This window comes from Rosettibacter firmus, from assembly GCF_036860695.1.
Classification (GTDB): Bacteria; Bacteroidota; Ignavibacteria; order Ignavibacteriales; family Melioribacteraceae; genus Rosettibacter; species Rosettibacter firmus.
The window spans coordinates 160,896-183,539 of the sequence record NZ_JAYKGJ010000003.1 but is presented as its reverse complement, the minus strand read 5'-3'; the positions used below and the strand labels follow the sequence as shown (position 1 = coordinate 183,539).

General features: G+C 31.2%; 19 protein-coding genes. 15 read left to right on the top strand and 4 right to left on the bottom strand.

The annotated features are described in order from the left end of the window. Positions 1-72 precede the first annotated feature (72 nt). Positions 73-1,023, top strand: coding sequence for a thioredoxin-disulfide reductase (gene trxB / locus VJY38_RS11155; RefSeq protein ID WP_353680787.1), 951 nt, complete (start codon positions 73-75; stop codon positions 1,021-1,023). Between the two features lie 100 nt (positions 1,024-1,123). Here trxB and VJY38_RS11150 read toward each other — a convergent pair whose 3' ends face one another. Next, positions 1,124-1,480 (bottom strand): DUF6249 domain-containing protein, encoded by a 357-nt coding sequence (locus VJY38_RS11150; protein WP_353680786.1) that lies wholly within the window; start codon positions 1,478-1,480, stop codon positions 1,124-1,126. Positions 1,481-1,676: 196 nt separating this feature from the next. Between VJY38_RS11150 and VJY38_RS11145 the strand changes: the two genes are divergently transcribed. The 14 genes from VJY38_RS11145 to VJY38_RS11080 all read left to right on the top strand — a co-directional run bounded on the left by VJY38_RS11145 (position 1,677) and on the right by VJY38_RS11080 (position 17,619). Continuing rightward, the gene (locus tag VJY38_RS11145; RefSeq protein WP_353680785.1) at positions 1,677-2,243 is read left to right on the top strand and encodes an RNA polymerase sigma factor; all 567 of its coding nucleotides are present in this window, start codon (positions 1,677-1,679) and stop codon (positions 2,241-2,243) included. Continuing rightward, a complete protein-coding gene (locus VJY38_RS11140; RefSeq protein ID WP_353680784.1) occupies positions 2,240-2,758 on the top strand; it encodes an anti-sigma factor family protein in 519 nt (172 codons plus the stop codon). Before VJY38_RS11145 ends, VJY38_RS11140 begins: the two co-directional genes overlap by 4 nt. 86 nt (positions 2,759-2,844) lie before the next feature. Then, entirely contained in the window at positions 2,845-3,414 is a 570-nt protein-coding gene (locus tag VJY38_RS11135; RefSeq protein ID WP_353680783.1) for a glutathione peroxidase, read from the top strand. A 148-nt stretch (positions 3,415-3,562) separates the two neighbouring features. Then, positions 3,563-4,138, top strand: coding sequence for an RNA polymerase sigma factor SigZ (sigZ, locus tag VJY38_RS11130; RefSeq protein WP_353680782.1), 576 nt, complete (start codon positions 3,563-3,565; stop codon positions 4,136-4,138). A gap of 74 nt (positions 4,139-4,212) precedes the next feature. After that, positions 4,213-5,445 (top strand): permease, encoded by a 1,233-nt coding sequence (locus tag VJY38_RS11125; protein ID WP_353680781.1) that lies wholly within the window; start codon positions 4,213-4,215, stop codon positions 5,443-5,445. Between the two features lie 342 nt (positions 5,446-5,787). Then, positions 5,788-9,342, top strand: coding sequence for a vitamin B12-dependent ribonucleotide reductase (locus VJY38_RS11120; RefSeq protein ID WP_353680780.1), 3,555 nt, complete (start codon positions 5,788-5,790; stop codon positions 9,340-9,342). Positions 9,343-9,478: 136 nt separating this feature from the next. Continuing rightward, on the top strand, positions 9,479-10,162 hold the full coding sequence (locus tag VJY38_RS11115) for a YggS family pyridoxal phosphate-dependent enzyme (protein WP_353680779.1): 684 nt from the start codon (positions 9,479-9,481) through the stop codon (positions 10,160-10,162). 9 nt (positions 10,163-10,171) lie between these two features. Further along, positions 10,172-10,711, top strand: coding sequence for a DivIVA domain-containing protein (locus VJY38_RS11110; protein WP_353680778.1), 540 nt, complete (start codon positions 10,172-10,174; stop codon positions 10,709-10,711). After that, on the top strand, positions 10,708-11,529 hold the full coding sequence (locus VJY38_RS11105) for a purine-nucleoside phosphorylase (protein WP_353680777.1): 822 nt from the start codon (positions 10,708-10,710) through the stop codon (positions 11,527-11,529). Before VJY38_RS11110 ends, VJY38_RS11105 begins: the two co-directional genes overlap by 4 nt. After that, entirely contained in the window at positions 11,526-12,143 is a 618-nt protein-coding gene (locus tag VJY38_RS11100) for a hypothetical protein (protein WP_353680776.1), read from the top strand. The genes VJY38_RS11105 and VJY38_RS11100 overlap by 4 nt, the downstream gene beginning before the upstream one ends. A gap of 25 nt (positions 12,144-12,168) precedes the next feature. Beyond that, entirely contained in the window at positions 12,169-15,363 is a 3,195-nt protein-coding gene (ileS, locus tag VJY38_RS11095) for an isoleucine--tRNA ligase (protein WP_353680775.1), read from the top strand. A gap of 23 nt (positions 15,364-15,386) precedes the next feature. Further along, positions 15,387-15,989: a TraR/DksA family transcriptional regulator gene (locus VJY38_RS11090; RefSeq protein ID WP_353680774.1), complete on the top strand. Its 603-nt coding sequence runs from the start codon at positions 15,387-15,389 to the stop codon at positions 15,987-15,989. Between the two features lie 9 nt (positions 15,990-15,998). Further along, positions 15,999-16,667 carry a signal peptidase II gene (gene lspA / locus VJY38_RS11085; protein WP_353680773.1) on the top strand — a complete coding sequence of 223 codons (669 nt, stop codon included), beginning with the start codon at positions 15,999-16,001 and terminating at the stop codon, positions 16,665-16,667. Further along, positions 16,636-17,619: an RluA family pseudouridine synthase gene (locus tag VJY38_RS11080; protein WP_353680772.1), complete on the top strand. Its 984-nt coding sequence runs from the start codon at positions 16,636-16,638 to the stop codon at positions 17,617-17,619. Before lspA ends, VJY38_RS11080 begins: the two co-directional genes overlap by 32 nt. Before the next feature lie 2 nt (positions 17,620-17,621). On the opposite strand, the gene hydF is transcribed toward VJY38_RS11080, so the two are convergent. The 3 genes from hydF to VJY38_RS11065 all read right to left on the bottom strand — a co-directional run bounded on the left by hydF (position 17,622) and on the right by VJY38_RS11065 (position 22,463). Next, complete coding sequence (hydF, locus tag VJY38_RS11075) at positions 17,622-18,854, bottom strand: [FeFe] hydrogenase H-cluster maturation GTPase HydF (RefSeq protein WP_353680771.1); 1,233 nt, start codon at positions 18,852-18,854, stop codon at positions 17,622-17,624. Continuing rightward, positions 18,847-20,256, bottom strand: coding sequence for an aspartate ammonia-lyase (locus VJY38_RS11070; protein WP_353680770.1), 1,410 nt, complete (start codon positions 20,254-20,256; stop codon positions 18,847-18,849). The genes hydF and VJY38_RS11070 overlap by 8 nt, the downstream gene beginning before the upstream one ends. A gap of 95 nt (positions 20,257-20,351) precedes the next feature. Further along, complete coding sequence (locus tag VJY38_RS11065; RefSeq protein ID WP_353680769.1) at positions 20,352-22,463, bottom strand: multiheme c-type cytochrome; 2,112 nt, start codon at positions 22,461-22,463, stop codon at positions 20,352-20,354. Positions 22,464-22,644: the final 181 nt, after the last annotated feature.

Below are 22,644 nucleotides of genomic sequence, written 5' to 3'. Positions count from 1 at the left end.
AATCGATTTGATTGAATAATCATCTAACCGTAAATTAATTTCATCTTTAATGTAAATTGCGGAGTTAATATTATGAATGAAAATCATCATAAAGTAGTTATAATTGGATCAGGTCCAGCAGGATTAACTGCAGCTATTTATACAGCCCGCGCAAATTTGAATCCTGTTGTATTTGAAGGTTTACAACCTGGTGGACAATTAACAATTACAACAGAAGTAGAAAATTATCCCGGTTTTGAAAATGGAATTCAGGGACCCGAATTAATGGAGATTATGAGAAAACAGGCTTGTAAGTTTGGAGCTAAATGCTACTTTAAAAGTGTAACTGAAGTAGATTTTTCTAAACGACCATTCACATTAAAAGCGGATAACGAAATTCATACTGCAAATGCTGTCATAATAGCTACCGGTGCTTCTGCAAAATTCTTGGGTCTTGAAAGCGAGAAAAAATATATGGGTTATGGAGTATCTGCATGTGCAACTTGTGATGGCTTTTTCTTTAAAAACTTAAAAGTTCTTGTTGTTGGTGGCGGCGATACTGCAATGGAAGAAGCAACTTATCTTACCAAGTTTGCTTCAGAAGTAACTATTGTTCATAGAAGAGATGAATTTAGAGCTTCTAAAATTATGCTTGAAAGAGCTAAGAAAAATCCCAAAATCAAATTTATTACAAATGCTGTTATCAAAGAAATTCTTGGTAAAGAAGAAAATGGAAGAAAATTTGTTACAGGTGCAATACTCCAGAGTACTAAAGATAATTCAACTTGGGAAGTTCAGGCAGATGGTATTTTTCTGGCTATTGGTCACCAACCAAATACTTCTTTATTTAAGGGACAACTTGAGATGGATGAGACTGGTTATATAATAGTTCAACCAGGAACAACCAGGACAAGTGTGGAAGGAGTATTTGCTGCAGGTGATGTTGCCGATAAAAAATATAGACAGGCAATTACTGCTGCTGGTACTGGTTGCATGGCTGCTTTAGATGCACAACACTGGCTCGAAGAACATGAATTAGCATAATAAATTTTTGCATACCGATAACACTGATTAGACAAGATTATCACCGCCTTAGATCTTGTGGTAACCAAGTCTAATCTGTGTTATCTGTGTTCTATTTTTTTTATTCCCTTTTTTCTTTATTAGCTAACTTTTGCGATGCGAAATGAGCGACTATAAATCCTAATCCAAACATAGCAAAAATAAAAAGCGGGACAAATTCGTCAATCCCTGTAAATCTTCGAATAAGAATTCCTGTACCTAAACCAATTCCAAAGAAAAGGATAATAATACCTACCTTTAAAAGTCCATAAGGATCTTTTCGTGATCTTAGTATTTCTATCATTTGTTCGAATGAAAGTCCTTTTTCTATCATTAATTGCTTTTCTTTAGAATGGAAGTAAAAGTAGCTAACCAATACAATGCCTGTTACTGTTATGGCAACGATTGGTATAAATAAAGCAATAAGTCCTTCTCCCATGTTATTCTCCTTAAAATTATTTTCTCTATCCTTTTTGACTTATTATTACCTTTTATGGTTACAATAATTGTAGAACATTTATTAGTAATTTCTTAGGTTTAATTATAACTTATAATGTAATATAAAATTATTTGGAGATAATATTTATAATATGTGTATGTAACCATTAAGTTAGATTATAAGTCTAAAGTTTGTGATGATAAAGTTAAGTGACATAGAAATTATAGAATCAATTAAGAAGGGAAATGTTGCTGATTTTTCTATACTTATTAACAGATATAAAGATAAAGCATTTAACCTTCTTAAAAGGTTATTAAAAAATGAAATGGATGCTGAAGAGGCACTTCAGGATAGCTTTTTAAAAGTTTATAACTCACTTCATACATTTAGATATGAATCCCAGTTTTCAACATGGCTATATAAAATTGTATACAACACAGCAATTACAAAATTGAGTTCAAAGAAAAGAAAAATTGAACAGGAAATGACATCCATTGATGAATCGGTTGATCTTGCTATTTATGATAACGAAATTTATTCTGTTACTGAAAATCCACGTGAATATATTCTTAAGATGATTGATAAATTACCAGTTCGTAGTGCTCTGGTTCTTATATTATTTTATGTAGATGAACTATCGATTAGCGAAATTAGTAAGGTTTTAGATACTTCAATTGTAAATACAAAAGTGTTACTTCATAGAGCAAGAAATGCACTTAGGGATTTATTACTTAAGCATAATTATCAGGAGGAAATTTTATGAATGATAAAATAGATGAATTATTAAATGAATATATTGATAATACCTTAAACTCAGAGCAAATAAATGAACTAAATGAAAGATTAAAAACAGATGAGCTTATTCGTAAAAAATTGGAAGCACTTCGTTTTGTTGATGATGTATTAAGAAAGATGGAAGTATATAATGCTCCAGAGAACATTACAGAAAAAATAATGTACTTAATCAATCTTAAAACTCATAAGATAAAACAGAGTACAAAGAATTTTATGATATCTGCAATATCTTTACTGATTATTTTATTAATTACTTTGTGTTTAATAATGATTGGTATTGCAGGGAAAGAATTATCAACATTTAGTACCGAGTTATTATCAAAAGAATTTGCTAATAAAATATTGTGGTTGATAGATAGATATAAGAATAATAATCTATATTTATTAATATCATCATCTGTATTGCTCACACTTATTTCTGTCTTTTATCTTATAATTGAATCGCATAATATATTTAAGAATAAAATGAAAAATATAAGGTGAAAATTACTTTTTATTTTCCGAAGCAATAGAAATTTTTAATGAACTTTCCTGAATGAAATCAGGTTTTAGTGTAAAAGTGGAGTAATATGAAAAGATTTTTTTGCTATTTAATTTACTTTTTGTTTATAATTCAATTAACAGAAAAAATTTCTGCTGAGGATAAAAAAATGAAAAATTCTATTTATGATATTGTTGTTAAAGATATTGATGGTAAAGAAGTAAGTCTTTCTGAATTTAAAGGCAAAGTACTTTTAATTGTAAATGTTGCAAGTAAATGTGGTTTTACTCCTCAATATGAAGGGTTACAAAAAATTTATGAAAAATATAGGGATAAAGGTTTTGAAATACTTGCATTTCCATGTAATGATTTTGGTAATCAAGAACCGGGAACTAATGAAGAAATAAAAGAATTTTGTTCAACAAATTATAATGTAACATTCAAATTATTTGATAAAATTAAAATACTTGGTAACGATAAATCAGAGTTATATAAAAGACTTACTAACAGCGATAATGTTGAAAAGGGAGAAGTTAAATGGAATTTTGAAAAGTTTTTGATCGATAAAGAAGGGAATATCATATCGAGGTTCAGAAGTAAAGTTGATCCGGAAAGCAAAGAATTAACAAATGAAATAGAAAAGTTACTCAATAAATAAAATTGAAGTATTCAGAAAATTTTTGAAAAGCAAGATAGAATTATAAAACTTTTAAATAAACCTAAATATTTATATAATTGGATACTCAGGTTTCAAGAAAATTGTGGTAAGTTTATTTCTCAATTATAGATTAATATAATTGATTGAAATGTCTACAGAAGAACTTTACAAAAGATTTAGCAAAAAGCTTAGATTGTTTATTAGTAAAAGAGTTGGTAATGGGTTTGATATTGATGATATACTTCATGAAGTATTTATCAAAATTCATAATAATATTGGAACACTCAGAGATTCAGAAAGATTAGAAAGTTGGGTATATCAGATAGCTAGAAATACTATAATTGATGTTTATAGATCTAAAAAAGTAGAAGCTATAAGTTTAAAAGAGGATGATAATAAAGTTAATGAAGATTCAATATTAAAATATATTGAAGAAAATCCTCACACGAAGATAGCAAAAGGTTTGAAAGAGTTTATTGAGCAATTACCGGATATTTATAAACAAGCAATTATTTTAAAAGAATATAAAGGATTAACTCAAAAACAAATAGCAGAAAAACTTGGGATCTCTTTAGCTAATGCTAAATCTCGTGTTCAAAGAGGCAGAAAAATTTTAAAAGAACTTTTAATGCAATGCTGCCATTTTAATTTTGATAAGTATGGAACGATTATAGACTATCACGAAATTAAGTGTTGTTGTTGTCATCTCCGTCCTAAATTCTAACAAAAAAATTTGCATCCCTCAAAGTAAATCTCCGTCTATAGATTGTGAATTCTAAATTATTAGGAGATTCTACAATGATTAATGAATTTTTTAAAATTATCAATTTTATAATTGAACACATAGTTAGAATTTGGCCTTATTTACTTATTACAATTCCATTAGCTGTTTCAATACGAATGACAGGTACATCAAAATATATAAATAAAGTATTTGAGAAACGGTCGTCGATCTCAATCATTTTGGCAACATTAGTTGGTGCATTCAGTCCATTTTGTTCGTGTTCGGTAATACCGATAATAGCATCTTTGTTGATTAGCGGAGTTCCTCTGGCTCCTGTTATGTCTTTCTGGCTTGCTTCACCCTCAATGGATCCAGAAATATTTTTTTTAAGTGTTTCAACACTTGGCTGGAATTTAGCAATATGGAGATTGGCATCAACATTTATGATGAGCCTTTTAGCGGGTTTTATCACCCATTATTTAATAAAGAAAAACTTTCTTAAAAATGAAGATACTTTAAAAGCTCGATTTTATAATAGTAGAAGTAATCTTACAACGATAAAAGAAATAATTAAAGAAATTTATTCTTATGGTAAAAATTTGATAACAAAGCCTTTATCATTTAAAGGTAACATGAGTAACTTCAATACAAAATTTGAAGCAAATAATTTATTGTCGAATATAGGCAATAACGATTGTAAATGTTCTGATGACTCATCTGAAGTAAGAATTATAGCAAATTATAATAGTTTGGAAGTAACCTGCTGCAATAAATCAGAAAAAGATAGTAATGCATTAAGTACAAAATATGAATCGAATTGCTGCGGAGATTTAAAAAATGATTGTGTAACATACTTTTCGGGTAGTAGTAAAAAAAATTTAGACATAAAAAAATTCTTAAATAAATTGGGTATAGAAGCTTACAGTGCTACAATTATGGTTTTAAAATTTATGGTATTAGCTTATTTGCTTGAAGCATTAATAGTATTGTATGTACCATCTGAGTTGATAAAATTGTTGTTGAAGGAAAATCAATTTTTATCAATTATAAATGCAGCATTATTGGGTGTCCCAATTTACACAAATAATATGGCTGCTTTAGGTTTGGTAGGAGGTCTATTAATTCAAGGTATGAGTCCAGCAGCTGCTCTGGCTTTTCTTGTTTCTGGTCCTACAACAACAATACCCGCTATGGCTGCTGTATGGAATCTTGCTAATAAAAAAGTATTCTTTTTATATGTGAGTTTTACACTTGCAGGCTCAATTATTAGTGGGCTAATTTATTATTTATCTTATTTTATTTTTTAAGTATGTTTATCAATAGTAAAGAATAATAAAGCAAGAATTACTTTTGATAAAAAAATTAAAATTATGAATTAATTTTATCTAAAATTATTATTACTTTATAAAAAGTAAAACTTAATTCAAAAAATATTGTTAGTAAAAAATAATTTTTAAAAATCAATCTTTTTATAAAACTTCTTTTTATTATATTTTATTTAATAAAACAATTGAATAATTATAAGAAAAAATTTATAAGCAATTGCTTCAATGATAAAATTTTTTTAAGTTGTACCACACTTCATTAATGGGAAAATTCTTTTTCATATCTGCATAAAGCAGACAATAAATAAAAGATTGGAGTTGTAGATGAAAATTAATCGTCTCTTTACAACAGCCGGTAAAGATCCATTAGAATCAATTGAATTTGTAAAAAGAACATCAGAAATAAAGAATCCTGATGGATCTATAGTTTTTAGGATGGACGAAGTAGTCGTCCCTAAAGAGTGGTCGCAGGTTGCGACAGACATAATAGCGCAAAAATATTTTAGAAAAGCTGGCGTGCCTAAATTACTCAAAAAGGTAAAAGAAGAAGGGGTTCCTAAATGGCTGCAACCTTCAGTTGCAGATAGTAAATTAGAAGAACTTCCTGAAAAAGATAGATATACATCTGAAACAGATGCACGCCAGGTATTTCATCGTATGGCTGGAACATGGACTTACTGGGGATGGAAAGCAAAATATTTTGATACCGAAGAAGATGCTAAAGCTTTCTATGATGAATTAATGTATATGCTTGCCAAACAATATGCAGCCCCAAACTCTCCTCAATGGTTTAACACAGGATTGAACTGGGCATATGGTATTAATGGTCCAGCTCAAGGTCATTATTATGTTGATTTTCAAACTGGTGAATTAAAAAAATCTGAAGATGCTTATACACATCCACAACCACATGCTTGCTTTATACAATCTATTAAAGATGATCTTGTGAACGAAGGTGGAATAATGGATTTATGGGTTCGTGAAGCAAGATTATTTAAATATGGTTCGGGGACAGGTACAAACTTCTCCGATATTAGAGGTGCAAATGAACCACTAAGTGGTGGTGGTAAGTCTTCTGGTTTAATGTCATTCTTAAAAATTGGTGATAGATCTGCTGGTGCAATTAAATCTGGTGGAACTACGCGTCGTGCTGCTAAAATGGTTACACTTGATATTGATCATCCTGATATTGAAGAATTTATTAACTGGAAAGTAATTGAAGAACAAAAAGTTGCAGCATTGGTCGCCGGTTCTAAAATATGCAACTATCATCTTAATAATATAATGAAAGCCTGTTATGAAGAACATCCTGAAAATGATAGATTTAATAAAAAGACTAATCTGAAATTAAGAAAAGCAGTAATTGAAGCACGTAAAGCTCATGTACCGGAGAATTATATTGATAGAGTTATAAAACTTGCAAAACTTGGTTTTAGATCTATTGAATTTCCAATTTATGATACAGATTGGAATTCAGAAGCATATGCAACAGTATCCGGACAAAATTCAAATAATTCTGTTCGAGTAAGTAATGAATTTATGAATGCTGTCTTAAATGATGGTGAATGGAAACTATATTGGAGAACTGAAAAGAAAAAAGCATTAGAAGAAGGGAGAGAACCAAAACCATCAAAAGTACTAAAAGCAAAAGATTTATGGGATCAAATTGCATATGCTGCCTGGTCATGTGCAGATCCTGGACTTCAGTTTGATACTACAATCAATGAATGGCATACATGTCCCAATAGTGGTAGGATTCGTGCTTCTAATCCATGCAGCGAATATATGTTTTTAGATGATACTGCTTGTAATTTAGCATCTTTAAATCTAGTTAAGTTTTATGATGATGAAAAAGGTATCTTTGATATAAAAGCATATCGACATGCAGTAAGATTATGGACTATAGTTCTTGAAATAAGTGTTCTTATGGCTCAATATCCAAGCAAAGAAATCGCGAAGAATAGTTATGATTATAGAACCCTTGGTTTAGGATATTCAAATTTAGGATCGTTACTGATGCGTCAGGGAATTCCATATGATAGTAAAGAAGCATTTGCAATCTGTGGTGCATTAACTGCAATTATGCATATGCATGCATATGCAACTTCAGCAGAAATGGCAAAAGAATTAGGACCATTCCCACGCTATGAAGAAAACAAAGAACCAATGCTTCGTGTTATTAGAAATCATCGACGCGCTGCTTATAATGTTCCTAATAAAGAATATGAAGGCTTATCTATTTATCCAATGGGAATTAATCCTGAATATTGTCCTTCGGATTTACTTCAAGCAGCAAGAGAAGATGCAGATTTGGCTTTAGAACTTGGTGAAAAATATGGATTTAGAAATGCTCAGGTTACAGCTATTGCACCTACAGGCACAATTGGTCTTGTTATGGATTGTGATACAACTGGAATTGAACCAGATTATGCTTTAGTTAAATTCAAAAAATTAGCTGGTGGTGGTTATTTTAAAATAATTAATCAATCAATTCCACCTGCACTTAAAAAATTAGGATATAACGAAGATCAAATCCGTGAAATTGTAAAATATGCTAAAGGAGCTGGTACTCTTGTAGGATGTCCTTACATAAATCATGAATCACTTAAAGCAAAAGGATTTACAGATGAAATCTTAGCAAAAATTGAATCTACACTTCCTACAGTATTCGATCTTAGTTTTGCTTTTAATAAATATGTCATTGGTGAGAAGTTCTTAAAAGAAAAATTAGGATTTACAGACGAACAGATAAATGACTTTGGCTTTGACCTTCTAACTGAACTGGGCTTTACAAAAGAAGAAATTGCTGTTGCTAATGATTATGTATGTGGAACAATGACTATTGAAGGCGCACCTTTCTTAAAACATGAACACTATCCTGTTTTTGATTGCGCTAATAAATGCGGTAAAAAAGGAACACGGTTTATTAGTTATGAAGCACATATTTATATGATGGCTGCTGCTCAACCTTTTATTTCTGGTGCAATTTCTAAAACTATTAACTTACCAAATTCTGCTGATATTGATGATATAAAAAATGCATATATGCTTTCATGGAAACTTGGTTGTAAAGCTAATGCACTTTATCGTGATGGTTCAAAATTATCTCAACCTCTTAATACATTAACCGAAGAAGAAGTAGAAGAAATTCTTGAAAAGAAAGAAGAAAATGATATTGTAAAAGTAGCAGAAAGAATTATTCACCGTTATATAGCAAAAAGAAGAAGATTACCTGATAGAAGAACAGGTTATACTCAAAAAGTTAAAATAAATGGTCAATCAGTTTATCTTAGAACTGGTGAATATGAAAATGGCCAGCTTGGCGAAATTTTTATTGATATGCACAAAGAAGGAGCTGCTTTTAGAAGTTTATTAAACTGTTTTGCAATTGCAATTTCTCTGGGTTTACAACATGGCGTTCCTCTCGAAGAATTCGTTGATGCATTTGTATTTACTCGATTTGAACCAAGTGGAATTGTAACAGGTCACAAGAGAATTAAAATGGCAACCTCTGTTATTGATTATATCTTTAGAGAGCTTGCAGTAACTTATCTCGGTAGAAATGATCTTGCTCATGTTGACGAAGAAGAAGTAACAAGTAAAAGTAATTCAAGTAGTGGTGAATATCGTTCTCTTATTGAAGGTGATGTTGAAGGTGAAGAAATTGTAAGTGAAAGAATGATTGAACTTGATAAGCCCGATGAAAACAAAATTGTGAATCAACGATTTAAAATGATTACTTCAAACGATCTTGTACTGAAAGCAAGAGAAAGAGGTTACACTGGCGATATTTGTCCAGAATGCCAGAGCATGACTATGGTTAGAAATGGAACATGCCTGAAATGTATGACTTGTGGAGCTACAACAGGTTGTAGTTAATTAAAATTTGTTCAGATACCAAAAGGGGCTTTATGCCCCTTTTTTATTTTATAACCAAAATATATCCATTGACATTTACTATCAAAACAAATACTTTTTTATTCTTAAATTTGTAATTGATTTTTGATAATTTTAAATGATAGTTGATAACCTTAAAAGACTCGAAGAACAAATATCAAAGAAATGTGAACTGGCTGGGAGAAGAAGAACTGAAATAACTTTAATTGCAGTTACAAAAACCCAGCCCATTGAAATTATTAAACAGGTGATCGATACTGGATTAAAAGATTTAGGAGAAAATAAAGCTCAGGAATTGCGAGATAAAGCAGAGATTTTGCATGATAATGTAAACTGGCATTTTATTGGACATTTGCAAACAAATAAAGTAAAATATGTTATAAAATCAGCAAAAGTTATTCACTCTGTTGACTCAATAAAATTAGCAGAAGAAATAAATAAAAAAGCATTACAAATAGGGAAAAAACAGGATATCTTACTTGAAATTAAGACTTCAAACGAAGCAACTAAACATGGCTTATCTGATGAAGAAGAAATTTTTAAATTAGCAGAATACTGTAAAGATTCATCTAATCTTAATTTAATTGGATTAATGACCATGGCTCCATTTACAGATGATGCTGAATTAATAAGAAAGTCTTTTGTTCAGTTAAGAAAACTGAAAGAGAAAATGAACAATTCTGGCTTTAATCTTACCGAGCTTTCAATGGGCATGACAAATGATTTTGAAATTGCAATTGAAGAAGGCTCGACAATGCTTAGAATTGGAACAGCAATATTTGGTCAAAGAAAAAATAATTAGGGGTTTAAAATGAAATTCACCCCGTTTGGAATAAAAAATCAAGAATTTAATAAATCCGTCCGTGGTTACGATCGCGACGAGGTTAAAGCTTTTCTTGAAAGACTTGCAGATGAATTTGAACGCTTGCAACAAGAGAATGAAAAATTATTAAAAGAGATTGAAGAAAAAGAAGAACAATTAAAAGAATTTAAAAGGATTGAAAAAAATTTACAGAATGCTCTTTTAAGTGCAACTGAATCTACAACTAAAGCGATCGATTCTGCTAAAAAACAAACTGCACTGATGATTAAAGAAGCAGAGATTAAAGCTAATCAAATAATTGAGAAAGCAAAAGAAAGTGCTAATTCAATAAGAGATTCTGTATTAAAATTGCGGGAAGAAAAAAAATTACTTGTTGCTAAAATAAAAGCAATGATTGAAACTCAAGCTAATTTGCTCGAAGTGAGTTCTTCTGCAGTTTATGAACCAAAACAAAAAGAAATATCTTCAGATTCCAAAGAAGAACAAACAGAAATAAATGTAAATGATATTTTGGAGAAATTACTATGAGTCAATTAATCAATATGATTAATGAAACTCTCGAAGTAATACGAAAAAGAACTACAAAAAATTATGAAATTGGAATTATACTGGGGACAGGTCTCGGAGGCCTTGTAAAAGAAATCGACATTGAGCATCAAATCGATTATGCCGAACTCCCGCATTTCCCTATTTCGACAGTAGAATCTCATCATGGTAAATTAATTTTTGGAAAAATTTCAGGTAAAGATGTAGTTGCTATGCAGGGAAGATTTCATTATTATGAAGGTTACTCGATGCAACAAATTACATATCCAGTGCGTGTTATGAAATTTCTGGGAGTAAAAACTTTAATTGTGTCAAATGCTTGTGGAGGAATGAATCCACTATTTCGTCGTGGTGACATAATGCTTATGGTAGATCATATAAATTTACTTGGAGATAATCCATTAATTGGAAAAAATGAAGATGAACTTGGTCCACGTTTCCCGGATATGAGCGAACCTTATAATTTAGAATTAATTAAATTAGCAGAAGAAGTTGCACTTGAAAATAAAATTAAAGTTCAGAAAGGTGTATATGTTGCTGTCCCGGGTCCAAATCTGGAAACAAAAGCAGAATATAGATTCCTGAGAGCAATTGGTGCCGATGTAGTTGGTATGTCTACTGTTCCAGAAAATATTGTTGCAAACCACATGGGAATGAAAGTATTGGGAATTAGTATAATTACAGATGAATGTTTCCCCGAAGCCTTAAAGCCAGTAAAACTGGAAGATATACTTGCAGTCGCAAATGAAGCTGAACCTAAAATGACATTGATAATGAAAGAGGTAATTAAGAGATTATGAAAGAAAAAAAAACTATCTATTATGCTACCGCCGTATTACTTGCTTTAATTATTTTTGCATCTAATTTTTTAAGCACAGATATATTTCAAGCTGGATATCAAAATTTTGCTGTCTGGTTTGTTCTTTCAATTTTTAGTTTTGCCTGTGGTTGGCTTATTAATAAAACTCTTGGATATAATCACGGTGGTAAAGTAATTTTTGCAGTGATTGTTTCATCCGCATTTATCACTGTGATTCTAATTTCTTTGTTCAGTGAATATTTTGGCTTAAACAACCTGCTTGTAGAGAATATGATTTTGTATATTCTCAGGAATATTACACTTGGAGCAATGGGACTTTTTGGTATGGTGGTTTGTGAATTACTGATACTACAAAAGGAAGGTGATACAGGAAAAAAGAAGTTAGATGAAATTAAAAGAATAATGACATCTGCCCAACGTGAAGCACAATTAATTGTAGAAGAAGCAAGAATTAAAGCAGATAAAATACTTTTTGATGCCCAAAAAGCAGCTGATGATATACTCGAAAAGAAAAAATATATTGAAAATCAACTTAAAGAATTTATTGCAGCAGAAAAAGAATTAATTAAAAAATATGAATCAGAAGAAGAATAATTTATAAATAAATTTAGAGAGAAAGATGTTTAAGCAATTTGGAGAAAAAATCAATTTCCCTGAAATCGAAGAACAAATCCTGAAATTCTGGAAGGAAAATAAAATTTTTGAAAAAAGTATTTCTACAAGAGATGAAAATAAAAACTTTACTTTTTATGAAGGTCCTCCTACCGTAAATGGTAAACCGGGAATTCATCATGTTATGGCAAGAACACTTAAAGATCTTGTCTGTCGTTATAAAACAATGAAGGGATATCGTGTTGAACGAAAAGCAGGCTGGGATACTCATGGTTTGCCTATTGAAATTGCATTAGAAAAAGAACTTGGATTTACACAAAAATCTGATATAGAAAAGTATGGAGTAGCAGCTTTTAATAAAAAAGCTAAAGAACTGGTATATTATCATATTGAAATGAAAGAAGGCTGGCGTACTCTAACAGAAAGAATGGGCTACTGGATTGATCTGGATAATCCTTATATAACATGTACAAATGAATATATTGAATCTGTATGGTGGGCACTTGCTGAATATTTTAAGAAGGGCTTGATTTATAAAGGATTTAAAATTGTTCCACAATGTCCACACTGCGAAACCCCGCTCTCATCACATGAATTAGCATTAGGTTATAAAGATGTTCAAGATCCAAATGTTTATGTGAAATTCAAACTCAAAGATGAAGATGCTTCAATTCTTGTGTGGACAACTACACCATGGACATTGATTTCAAATGTTGCTCTTGCTGTTGGTCCAGATATCGATTATGTAAAAATAAAAACCGAACAACATGGAGTAATGTATCTTGCAAAAGCAAGACTTTCTGTTATTAGAGAGGATTACACAATCTTAGAAGAAATGAAAGGTAGTGCATTATTAAATAGAGAATATGAACCATTATTCAATTATATACCTGTCAATAAACGAGCCTGGTATATTGTCGCTGGTGATTTTGTTAGCACTGAAGATGGTTCAGGTGTGGTTCATATAGCTCCAGCTTTTGGTGCAGACGACTATGAAGTTTCCAAAAAATATGATTTACCATTTATTCAACCGGTTACTAAAAGTGGAAGATTTACTGATGAAGTAACTGATTTTGCAGGAAGATTAATTAAAACAATTCAATTTGAAACTCACGAAGAAAAAGGTGTTGATCCAGATATCATTCGTAACTTAAAAGAACGTGGATTAATCTACAGAGCAACTAATGATTATATGCACTCCTATCCACATTGCTGGCGATGCGATAATCCTTTGATATATTATGCACGCGATAGCTGGTATATTCGTACAACTCAAGTTGCTCAAAGAATGATTGAATTAAATAAAACTATTAACTGGTATCCACCAGAAGTAGGTTCTGGACGTTTTGGTAATTGGCTTGAAGAAAATAAAGACTGGTCACTTTCAAGAGATAGATATTGGGGAACACCACTTCCAATATGGATTAGTGATGATGGAGATATGTTTGCTGTTGGTTCGATTGCAGAACTTAAAGAAGGCTTTGTCGAAAGAGATGGTAAGAGAATTTATGTTAAGGATTTGCCAGAAGAAGAAATCGATCTTCATAAACCTTTTGTTGACGAAGTTAAGTTTGAAAGAAATGGTAAAATATATAAACGCACACCTGAATTAATTGATGTCTGGTTCGATAGCGGAGCAATGCCATTTGCTCAATTTCATTATCCATTTGAAAATCAGGAAGTCTTTAAGAAACATTATCCAGCTGATTTTATTTGCGAAGGAATTGACCAAACAAGAGGCTGGTTCTATACTCTTCACGCAATTGGAACAATGTTATTCGATAGTGTTACATTTAAAAATCTTATTGTTAATGAATTGATACTTGACAAAGAAGGACAAAAAATGTCCAAATCTCGTGGTAACACTGTCGATCCATTTGATTTATTTGAAAAGTATGGAGCAGATGCTACACGATGGTATCTTGTTACTACAAGTCCACCTTGGAAACCAACACTCTTTGACGAAGAAGGAGTTCTTGAAGTACAAAGAAAATTTTTTGGTACTCTTATTAATACCTATGCATTCTTTGCATTATATGCTAATATTGATAAATTTAATTTCAGTGAAGATTTGATTCCTTATGAAGAACGACCAGAAATAGATAGATGGATTATTTCAAAACTTAGCTCTCTTGTTAAAGAATATGAAGAATTAATGGATAATTATGATGTAACAAAAGCCGCTCGTCAGGTTGCTAATTTTACAATTGATCAGCTTTCAAACTGGTATGTGAGAAGAAGTAGGAGAAGATTCTGGAAATCTGAAATTAATAAAAATAAATTATCTGCATATCAAACACTTTATGAATGCTTACTTACAATTTCAAAATTAACTGCTCCATTTGCTCCTTTTATTGCAGAAGAAATTTATCAGAACTTAAATCGTGTTACCAGAAAAGAAAATTATGAATCTGTTCATCTTGCAGATTTTCCGAAGCCATCATATTTCGAATTAGAGCTTGAAGAAAAGATGGATATTGCTCAGCGAGTAGTTTATCTTACACGTGCAATTAGAGCAAAGCATAATTTGAAAGTAAGACAACCTTTAAGAAAAATTATGGTTGCTGTTGACAAATCAAAACAGGATGCTCTCAGGAAAATGCAGGATGTAATACTTGAAGAAGTTAATATTAAAGAATTAGTTGTTCTTGAAGATGATTCTTCGATTGTAAATAAAACTGCAAAACCAAATTTTAAAGTTGTAGGACCAAAATTTGGTAAACTTGTTAAACCATTGACAAATGCTATTAAGGAACTTGATAAAAATTCAATAGCTGAATTAGAAAAAACTGGAAAGCTTGATTTAGTAATTGACGGTCAAACAATTCAAATTACAAGAGAAGATGTAGAAATTGTAAGTCACGAAATTGAAGGTTGGTTTGTTGAAAGCGAAGAAGGAGTAACAGTAGCAGTTGATACCGAGTTAACCGAAGACTTAATTGCCGAAGGTTATGCACGCGAATTTGTTAATCGTGTTCAAAATATGAGAAAAGATGCTGGATTTGATGTAGTTGATAGAATAATGGTAGATGTAGAAGGAGATGAAAGATTATTAAACTATATACAAAAATTTTCTGATTATATTTCTAATGAAGTATTAGCAGAGTCTATTAGTTATCGAGGTAAATTGGAAGGTTATAAACAAAAATGGCAAATTGGCGATTATGAATGTGAGATAACTATAGAAAAGAAAATTAATTAAAATATTGACACATTGGAGGAGTTATGGCAAAAAAATCAGATAAAAAATCAAATAAGAAGCCTGAATCAAAGGCAAAAGTAACTAAGAAAACGACGAAAAAAACAGAAACAAAAAAGAAATCTACAGCTACAAAAGCAAAAGCATCAGATCAAAATAAACGTGCAAATAAAGGAAAAGTTGTTGAGGTGATTTCTCCAACCAAACAGGTTAGAAAGATTCAAGGATATTCAAAAAAAGAACTGGAAGAATTTAAAAAAATAATTATTGAAAGAAGAAATGAAATAATTGAACAATTGCAGGCATTAAAGGAACAAATGATGGATCCAACTACTGGACAATATGTTAATGAAAATTCTCCTTATTCGCTACATATGGCAGAACAAGGGACCGATGCAATGGAAAGAGAAAAATTATACCTTTGGGCACAAAGAGAAAATAAATTTCTTGGTTACCTTGATGATGCTCTTCAAAGAATTGAAAATGGTACTTATGGAATATGTATTGAATGTATTGATGAACCACAAAATTTATGTCCAACCTGTCCATTAATCCCTAAAGAAAGATTAATGGCAGTACCACATACTCAGCATTGTTTACAAGTAAAACAAAAAATGAAAAATACTTAAAGGTAAATCTTGAAAGTACTATACACAACTTTAGTAATTGTAGTTCTCGATCAAATCTCTAAGTTCCTTGTGAAAGGGATTAATATTCCTATACTGAATATTAAAATTCAGGGGATGGAGTATGGAGAAAGTATTAATGTTATCGGGGATTTTTTTAAAATCACTTTTGTAGAAAATCCAGGCTTAGCTTTTGGTATAAATGTGAATGATTCATCAAAGTTGATTCTTTCCATATTTTCATTGATTGCAAGCATTGGAATTTTTTATTTTTTATATAAATCGAAGAATCAAAAATTTATTGTAAAATTTGCTCTGGCATTAATATTAGGTGGCGCTATTGGAAATTTAATTGACCGAACATTTTATGGACTATTTTATGGTTATGCTCCATTATTTTATGGAAAAGTTGTTGATTTTTTTAATGTAGATTTTTTTGATTTTACTATTTTCGGAAAAACATATGATCGCTGGCCTATATTCAATATTGCAGATGCATCGGTATCGATTGGTGTTGTTTTATTAATGATTTTTCATAAATCAGTAGAAGAAAAAACTCAGGAAGATAAAGAAGAGGTAATTATAAAAGAAACAGTTACAAGTACGGATAACAATGAAGATGTTGTGGCTACAAATTCAACCATAAAAAATGTCGAAGATAATTTCAGAAAAGAAAATTAAAATCGAGATCCCCGAGGGCAAAAAGAAAGAAAGGATAGATATTTTTTTAGCCAACTCAATTGAGCATGCATCACGTTCAAGAATTCAGAAATTAATTAAATCTAATCTAGTTACTGTTAATAATAAATTTGTAAAAGCTAACTATTTGATTAATCCTGGAGATATAATTGAAGTTACAATTCCTGTAACACCACGACCAGAAGAAACACAACCTGAAGAAATACCTTTAGATATTGTATATGAAGATGAATATTTGTTAGTTGTAAACAAACCAGCTGGAATGGTTGCACATCCGGCACTCGGTAATTACAGTGGAACTCTCGTAAATGCACTTCTTCATTACACAAATAAACTCAGTGAATTTCATCAGGATAAATTTCGTCCTGGCATAGTTCATCGAATTGATAAAGATACAAGTGGATTACTTCTCATAGCAAAAGATGAATGGACTCATGCTCAACTTGCAAAACAATTTGCTGCACATACAATTGAAAGAGAATACTGGGCTATTTGCTGGGGTCACTTTGAAAAGAAAACTGGTGAAGTTATAGGTAATATAACACGTTCTACTAAAGACAGAAAAATTTTTACTGTAAGTAAAACTGAAGGTAAATTTGCTCACACTTTGTACGAAGTTCTCGAGGAATTTGAATTTACTTCTTTAGTTAAATTGAAATTGAAAACCGGTAGAACTCATCAAATACGTGTTCATATGTCGCATATAAAACATCCTGTGTTTGGAGATCCAACTTATGGTGGTAGAAGAATTGTTTATGGTACAAATCTGGCAAAAATAAAAAGTCGTGTCGAAAATTTATTGCAAATTATGAACCGTCAGGCACTTCATGCTAAAACACTTGGATTTATACATCCACATACAAAAGAAAAAATTTTTCTTGATTCTGAATTACCTGATGATATGAAATTGTTATTAGATAAACTAAGAGAATAATTTTACTTTATTTTAGAAGTAGTTTTTTCCCACTCATTAAATGCTTCTGGAAAAGGTTGTAAAACTCTTGGAATTGCTCCATGTAAATATGAAATTATTATGCCGTAATTAACAATTGGAATTCCCATATAACGAGCTTGCTTAATTCTTGTTTGCATCATCTTTCTTGTTAAAGTACATCCACCACAGTGTATAATTAATTTATATTCAGATAAATTTTCAGGGAAATCGTGTCCACTTACAATATCTATTTCGATATTCTTTTTAGTATGTAATCTTAACCAGCGAGGAATTTTAACTCTTCCAATGTCATCTTCCTGAGCATGATGAGTACAGGCTTCTGCAATTAAAACTTTATCCCCGTTCTGTAGTTCTTCTACTTTTTTGAGTCCACGAATGTATTCAACTAAATCGCCTTTATATCTTGCCATTAAGATTGAAAAAGTAGTAATTGGAATTTCATCAGGAACATCTGCATTAACTCTCATAATTGCCTGGCTATCAGTAACAACTAATTTAGGTTGTTGATTTAATTTACTTAATGTTGCTCTTAATTCTTTATCTTTTGTAACAACAACAATTGTGTCGACGTCAAGTGCTTCTCGAATTGTTTGTACCTGTGGCATAATCAATCGTCCTTTTGGGGCTCCTAAATCAATTGGTACCACAAGTACTATCAAATCGTGTTGTTTAACTAAATCAGCAATAAGTGGAATTTCATCTTCTTTTGGTAATAATTGCGATACTTTTTCTTTTAAATCATAAATTCCTTGATTTTTTAAACATGAAACTGGATGATATTTGATGCCAAGACTTTTTAATTCTTCAATTAATTCATAATTGATGCCCAGATCAGATTTATTAATTGCTGCAAGGAATGAGACATTAAAATTTTTAAGTTGTTCAATTAAATCATACTCGTATGAGTTTAATTTTTGTTGTGAATCCAGAACTAAAATTGCAAAGTCTGCTTCTGAAATTGTTTTAATTGTTTTAGATATTCTTTTTTGTCCTAATTCACCTACATCATCTATTCCTGCTGTATCGATTAAAACAACAGGACCGAAAGGAAGAAGTTCCATCGCTTTTTTAACAGGATCTGTAGTTGTACCAGGAATATCACTTACAATTGCAAGTTCCTGTCCAGTAAAACAATTTATAAGCGAAGATTTTCCAACATTTCTTCTTCCTACAAAAGCTATGTGTATTCTTTCTGATTGTGGTGTTTTACTCAAGGTCAATTCCTAATTCTTTGGAAATAATTTGGTAAAGTTGATTTTCGTCAAGTAATTTGCTTTTCATTAATGCCTTTACAAAAGGAATTTTATTTTCGTATGAATATTTTACTAATTCCTGAATTGCATCATAACCAAAAGTTGTAATTAAAGAAGCTGCTATTGCAGAACTATTTATAAGATTTAATTTACATCTTTCTTCGTTTGCAGTAATTCCTTCAATACAATTTTTAGCTAAGTTAATATTTGAATCCCGCAACATTTCAAGTGATTTCAAAAATAAATGAGCAAGTAAAGGTACAAATGGATTTAGCTCGAGGTTCCCATTACCAACTATATTTGAAATAATTAAATCGTGACCTTTAACTAATTCGCAAATCTGAATTGAATTTTCAAGTATAACAGGATTTACTTTTCCGGGCATAATACTCGAACCAGCCTGTTTTGGAGGTATATTTATTTCTCCGATTCCACCAGTTGGACCACTTGATAAGAATCTTATATCATTACAAATTTTAATTACAGTAACTGCACCAGCTTTTACTAAACCATGAACTTCAACAAATACATCGAGATTTTGTGTTGCATCAATTAAATCTTCGCTTTTAGCAATTGGAAGTTTAGTAATTTTTTTTAAGATATTATTTACATTAAGAACATATTCTTTTGTTGTTGAGATAGAATTTCCAACGGCAGTACCTCCAAGATTAACAGAGCGTAATCTTTCTTCTGCATTGTATAATCTCCATCTATCTCGAGCAATAGCCTGAGCATATGCACCAAATTCCTGTCCTAATGTAATCGGGACTGCATCTTGATATTGAGTTCTACCAAGTTTTAAGATATGCTTAAATTCTTCTTCTTTTTTTTGTAGAGCATTTTGTAATGTGGCAAAAGAATCTGTTAATTCTCTTAATAAATTTATAGACGCAATTTTTAATGCAGTAGGAAAAGTATCATTTGTTGATTGACTCATATTTACATCGTCAATAGGATGAATGTAATTATAATCACCAAACTTTTTTCCTGCAATTTGTAATGCAGTATTTGCAATTACTTCGTTTATATTCATATTAAGAGAAGTTCCAGCACCACCCTGATAAGGATCAACAACAATTTTATCGTAAATTGTAGATAAATTACCTTTTATGCATGCATCGGTTTCTGTAATTAGTTCATAAATAGCTTCAGAAATTAAATCGTATTTTTCTTTTAAGAGAAGGCCACATTTATAATTTGTTTCTGCAGCTGCAAGTTTAACCTGAAGATATGCTTTAATTAGATGAAGATTAATTTTCTCACCACTTCTTGGAAAGTTATTAATACTTCTTAGTGTATGAATTCCATATAATGCATCGTCAGGTATTTGGAATTCACCTAATGAATCTTTTTCTATTCTCATAGTAAGAAAATCCTTTTACAAAAATATAAAAACTGAGCATAAAAAAACCCTCTGCAAAAAAATGCAGAGGGTTAAAGAAGGAGGTAAAATGAAGATTATTTGAGTAGCAGCATCTTGTTTGTCTTAACAAAATCACCGGCTTCTATTCTATAGAGATAAACACCGGAAGCCATATTTTTAGCATTCCATTGAATTGTATGAGTTCCAGCATCTAATCTATTGTTTACCAGGGTAACAATTTCTCTTCCAACAGCATCGTAAACAGTTAATTTAACGTGTGTTTCTTTTGGTAATTGGAAAGTAATATTTGTAGTTGGATTAAATGGATTAGGATAATTTTGTAATAAAGCATATTCGCTTGGTATAACTTGTTCTTCAGATTTAACATCTGTAGGAATTCCAAGTAAATTCATAGCTCCTTTTAAAGCTGTAACTACATATAGAGGATTGTGAATACCGCCACTCTTATCTTCTTGTGCTGTTATTGCATTCCAGTATGCACTCAATTGATCTTTTGTCCAGCTTGATTTAGGACCATCTAATGTTCCATCTGCTTTATGTGGGAGGGCAGCCATAATTTTTTCTATCATGCCCTTAACTTCTGCCTGTAAACCCTCGACAACACCATCATTATCATGATCCCCATATTTATTATCTATGTAAAATTTTACATCTTCAAATGAAGTTCCAAATGTATTTCCGTGACATTGAGCACAGGCTTCCATATTATCTTTATCAGGTATTTTTCTTCCATTTTCATCAAGTATGAAATTTCCATTTTCATCTTTTTTAAAGGTACTCATACTAAATGAGTGACCACCCCATTGATTTACTGTTGAACCTGTTACTGCATTCCCTGAATACATATGACATCTTACACAGGCTTCTTGTGTTGCTCCAAAATGATTCGAATTAGCTAATTTAACTCCTGCTAACTCTAACATATTATTTCCAACAAGAATATCACCTTGAGGACCATGATGTGGGCCAAATCTAACTGTGATATTACCAGCTAAAGCAGCGTTAGCTTCTGTTCTTGAGCGATGGCAATTGAAGCAAAGAGCTCCTGTACCTGCATTGCTTTCATCTATTTTGATTGTTGTATTATTTGGAGCTAATAATTCTGCTTCTACTTTTCTTAATTGGCGAGTATTTTTATTACTATGAGGATCATGACAACCAACACATGTAATTGGAGTATATGATGCATCAAAGTAAGGATCTGATTTTGTTATACCATTTACATATTGAGCAAAACCTTTACCTGTATGGCAGGGGACGCAATCTTCTCTACCAGGACCTGTTGGATATGATGTAACTCCCGAGTGAACTGAAGCATCCCATTGTTCTGGGAAGATATGCTTGGTACCAGAATCGTGACAATATGCACAAACATCAGCTGAAAATGTAGCTTGCATTCTTGAATCTGAAGTAACACCTAAATGTCCACTACCTGGTCCATGACAACTTTCGCATTGAATGTTTGCTCTTAACATTGCATCAGGAAATTTTACTAAAAGTGTATCGTATGTATTTGGAGTAATTGTTTGTGGATATACAAAACCTAAATCATCAAAGCCATCATTAACTGCTGTTGGATTTGCATCATATCCTGTTGTGTGGCATGGTACACAGTAACTTGCATAATGATCTGTTGGTCCACTTAATCCTGGAGTTGCTTTCATTGCTCTTGTAAACATTGTAGCATGATTGGTTTTCGACCAATCTTCAACTTTACCGGGGTGACATGTTTGACAGTTAACTTTTTTGTCAACACCATTAACTATGGTGTTTGTGTAACCAAGATATTTAGCTGAATTAAATACTACTGATTTTGTATATGAACCTTCAGTAACAGTAATTTCATATACTCCTAACTTATCTGGGGTAAAAGAAGCAACTTGTGTTGAATCATTTTTAATATCTTTATCTGGATCAATTGTTGCTGTAGAGCCGGCGGGTTTGCGTGTAATTGACCACTGAATATTTTCAAACTTTTTTCCCGTAATCGAAGCCTTAAAATACATCTTGGTGCCTACACCGACATTAGTTAATCCTGAGTAAGGATTTGTATAGATGTCGGTTGTGGATCTCGCTACATCTCTCGGAGAAACTCCAAATGGTTGTAAATCTAATTTAACGGTTTGCCCATTTAGAGTAGTAGAAAGGAAACAGATGAAAATTATTGTTGTAAGTTTTTGAATCATATAGGTCCTCCCTTAGTTGAGTAAGGTAATACTGGATTTTTAAGTTAATAAGATATTTTTTTCTTATTAAAATATAAAAAGAACAAGTAAGATGTCAAAGTCTAATTATATTTTTTGTTAAAATATCTTTTTATCTTTTATTGTCAAATTTCGTTCCATAATTAAATTTGTATAAACAAAG

Excerpts from the sequence above, each read along its gene's own strand:
- trxB (WP_353680787.1), top strand. The coding sequence starts at position 73 with ATGAATGAAAATCATCATAAAGTAGTTATAATTGGATCAGGTCCAGCA.
- VJY38_RS11150 (WP_353680786.1), bottom strand. The coding sequence starts at position 1,480 with ATGGGAGAAGGACTTATTGCTTTATTTATACCAATCGTTGCCATAACA.
- VJY38_RS11145 (WP_353680785.1), top strand. The coding sequence starts at position 1,677 with ATGATAAAGTTAAGTGACATAGAAATTATAGAATCAATTAAGAAGGGA.
- VJY38_RS11140 (WP_353680784.1), top strand. The coding sequence starts at position 2,240 with ATGAATGATAAAATAGATGAATTATTAAATGAATATATTGATAATACC.
- VJY38_RS11135 (WP_353680783.1), top strand. The coding sequence starts at position 2,845 with ATGAAAAGATTTTTTTGCTATTTAATTTACTTTTTGTTTATAATTCAA.
- sigZ (WP_353680782.1), top strand. The coding sequence starts at position 3,563 with ATGTCTACAGAAGAACTTTACAAAAGATTTAGCAAAAAGCTTAGATTG.
- VJY38_RS11125 (WP_353680781.1), top strand. The coding sequence starts at position 4,213 with ATGATTAATGAATTTTTTAAAATTATCAATTTTATAATTGAACACATA.
- VJY38_RS11120 (WP_353680780.1), top strand. The coding sequence starts at position 5,788 with ATGAAAATTAATCGTCTCTTTACAACAGCCGGTAAAGATCCATTAGAA.
- VJY38_RS11115 (WP_353680779.1), top strand. The coding sequence starts at position 9,479 with ATGATAGTTGATAACCTTAAAAGACTCGAAGAACAAATATCAAAGAAA.
- VJY38_RS11110 (WP_353680778.1), top strand. The coding sequence starts at position 10,172 with ATGAAATTCACCCCGTTTGGAATAAAAAATCAAGAATTTAATAAATCC.
- VJY38_RS11105 (WP_353680777.1), top strand. The coding sequence starts at position 10,708 with ATGAGTCAATTAATCAATATGATTAATGAAACTCTCGAAGTAATACGA.
- VJY38_RS11100 (WP_353680776.1), top strand. The coding sequence starts at position 11,526 with ATGAAAGAAAAAAAAACTATCTATTATGCTACCGCCGTATTACTTGCT.
- ileS (WP_353680775.1), top strand. The coding sequence starts at position 12,169 with ATGTTTAAGCAATTTGGAGAAAAAATCAATTTCCCTGAAATCGAAGAA.
- VJY38_RS11090 (WP_353680774.1), top strand. The coding sequence starts at position 15,387 with ATGGCAAAAAAATCAGATAAAAAATCAAATAAGAAGCCTGAATCAAAG.
- VJY38_RS11080 (WP_353680772.1), top strand. The coding sequence starts at position 16,636 with ATGTCGAAGATAATTTCAGAAAAGAAAATTAAAATCGAGATCCCCGAG.
- VJY38_RS11070 (WP_353680770.1), bottom strand. The coding sequence starts at position 20,256 with ATGAGAATAGAAAAAGATTCATTAGGTGAATTCCAAATACCTGACGAT.
- VJY38_RS11065 (WP_353680769.1), bottom strand. The coding sequence starts at position 22,463 with ATGATTCAAAAACTTACAACAATAATTTTCATCTGTTTCCTTTCTACT.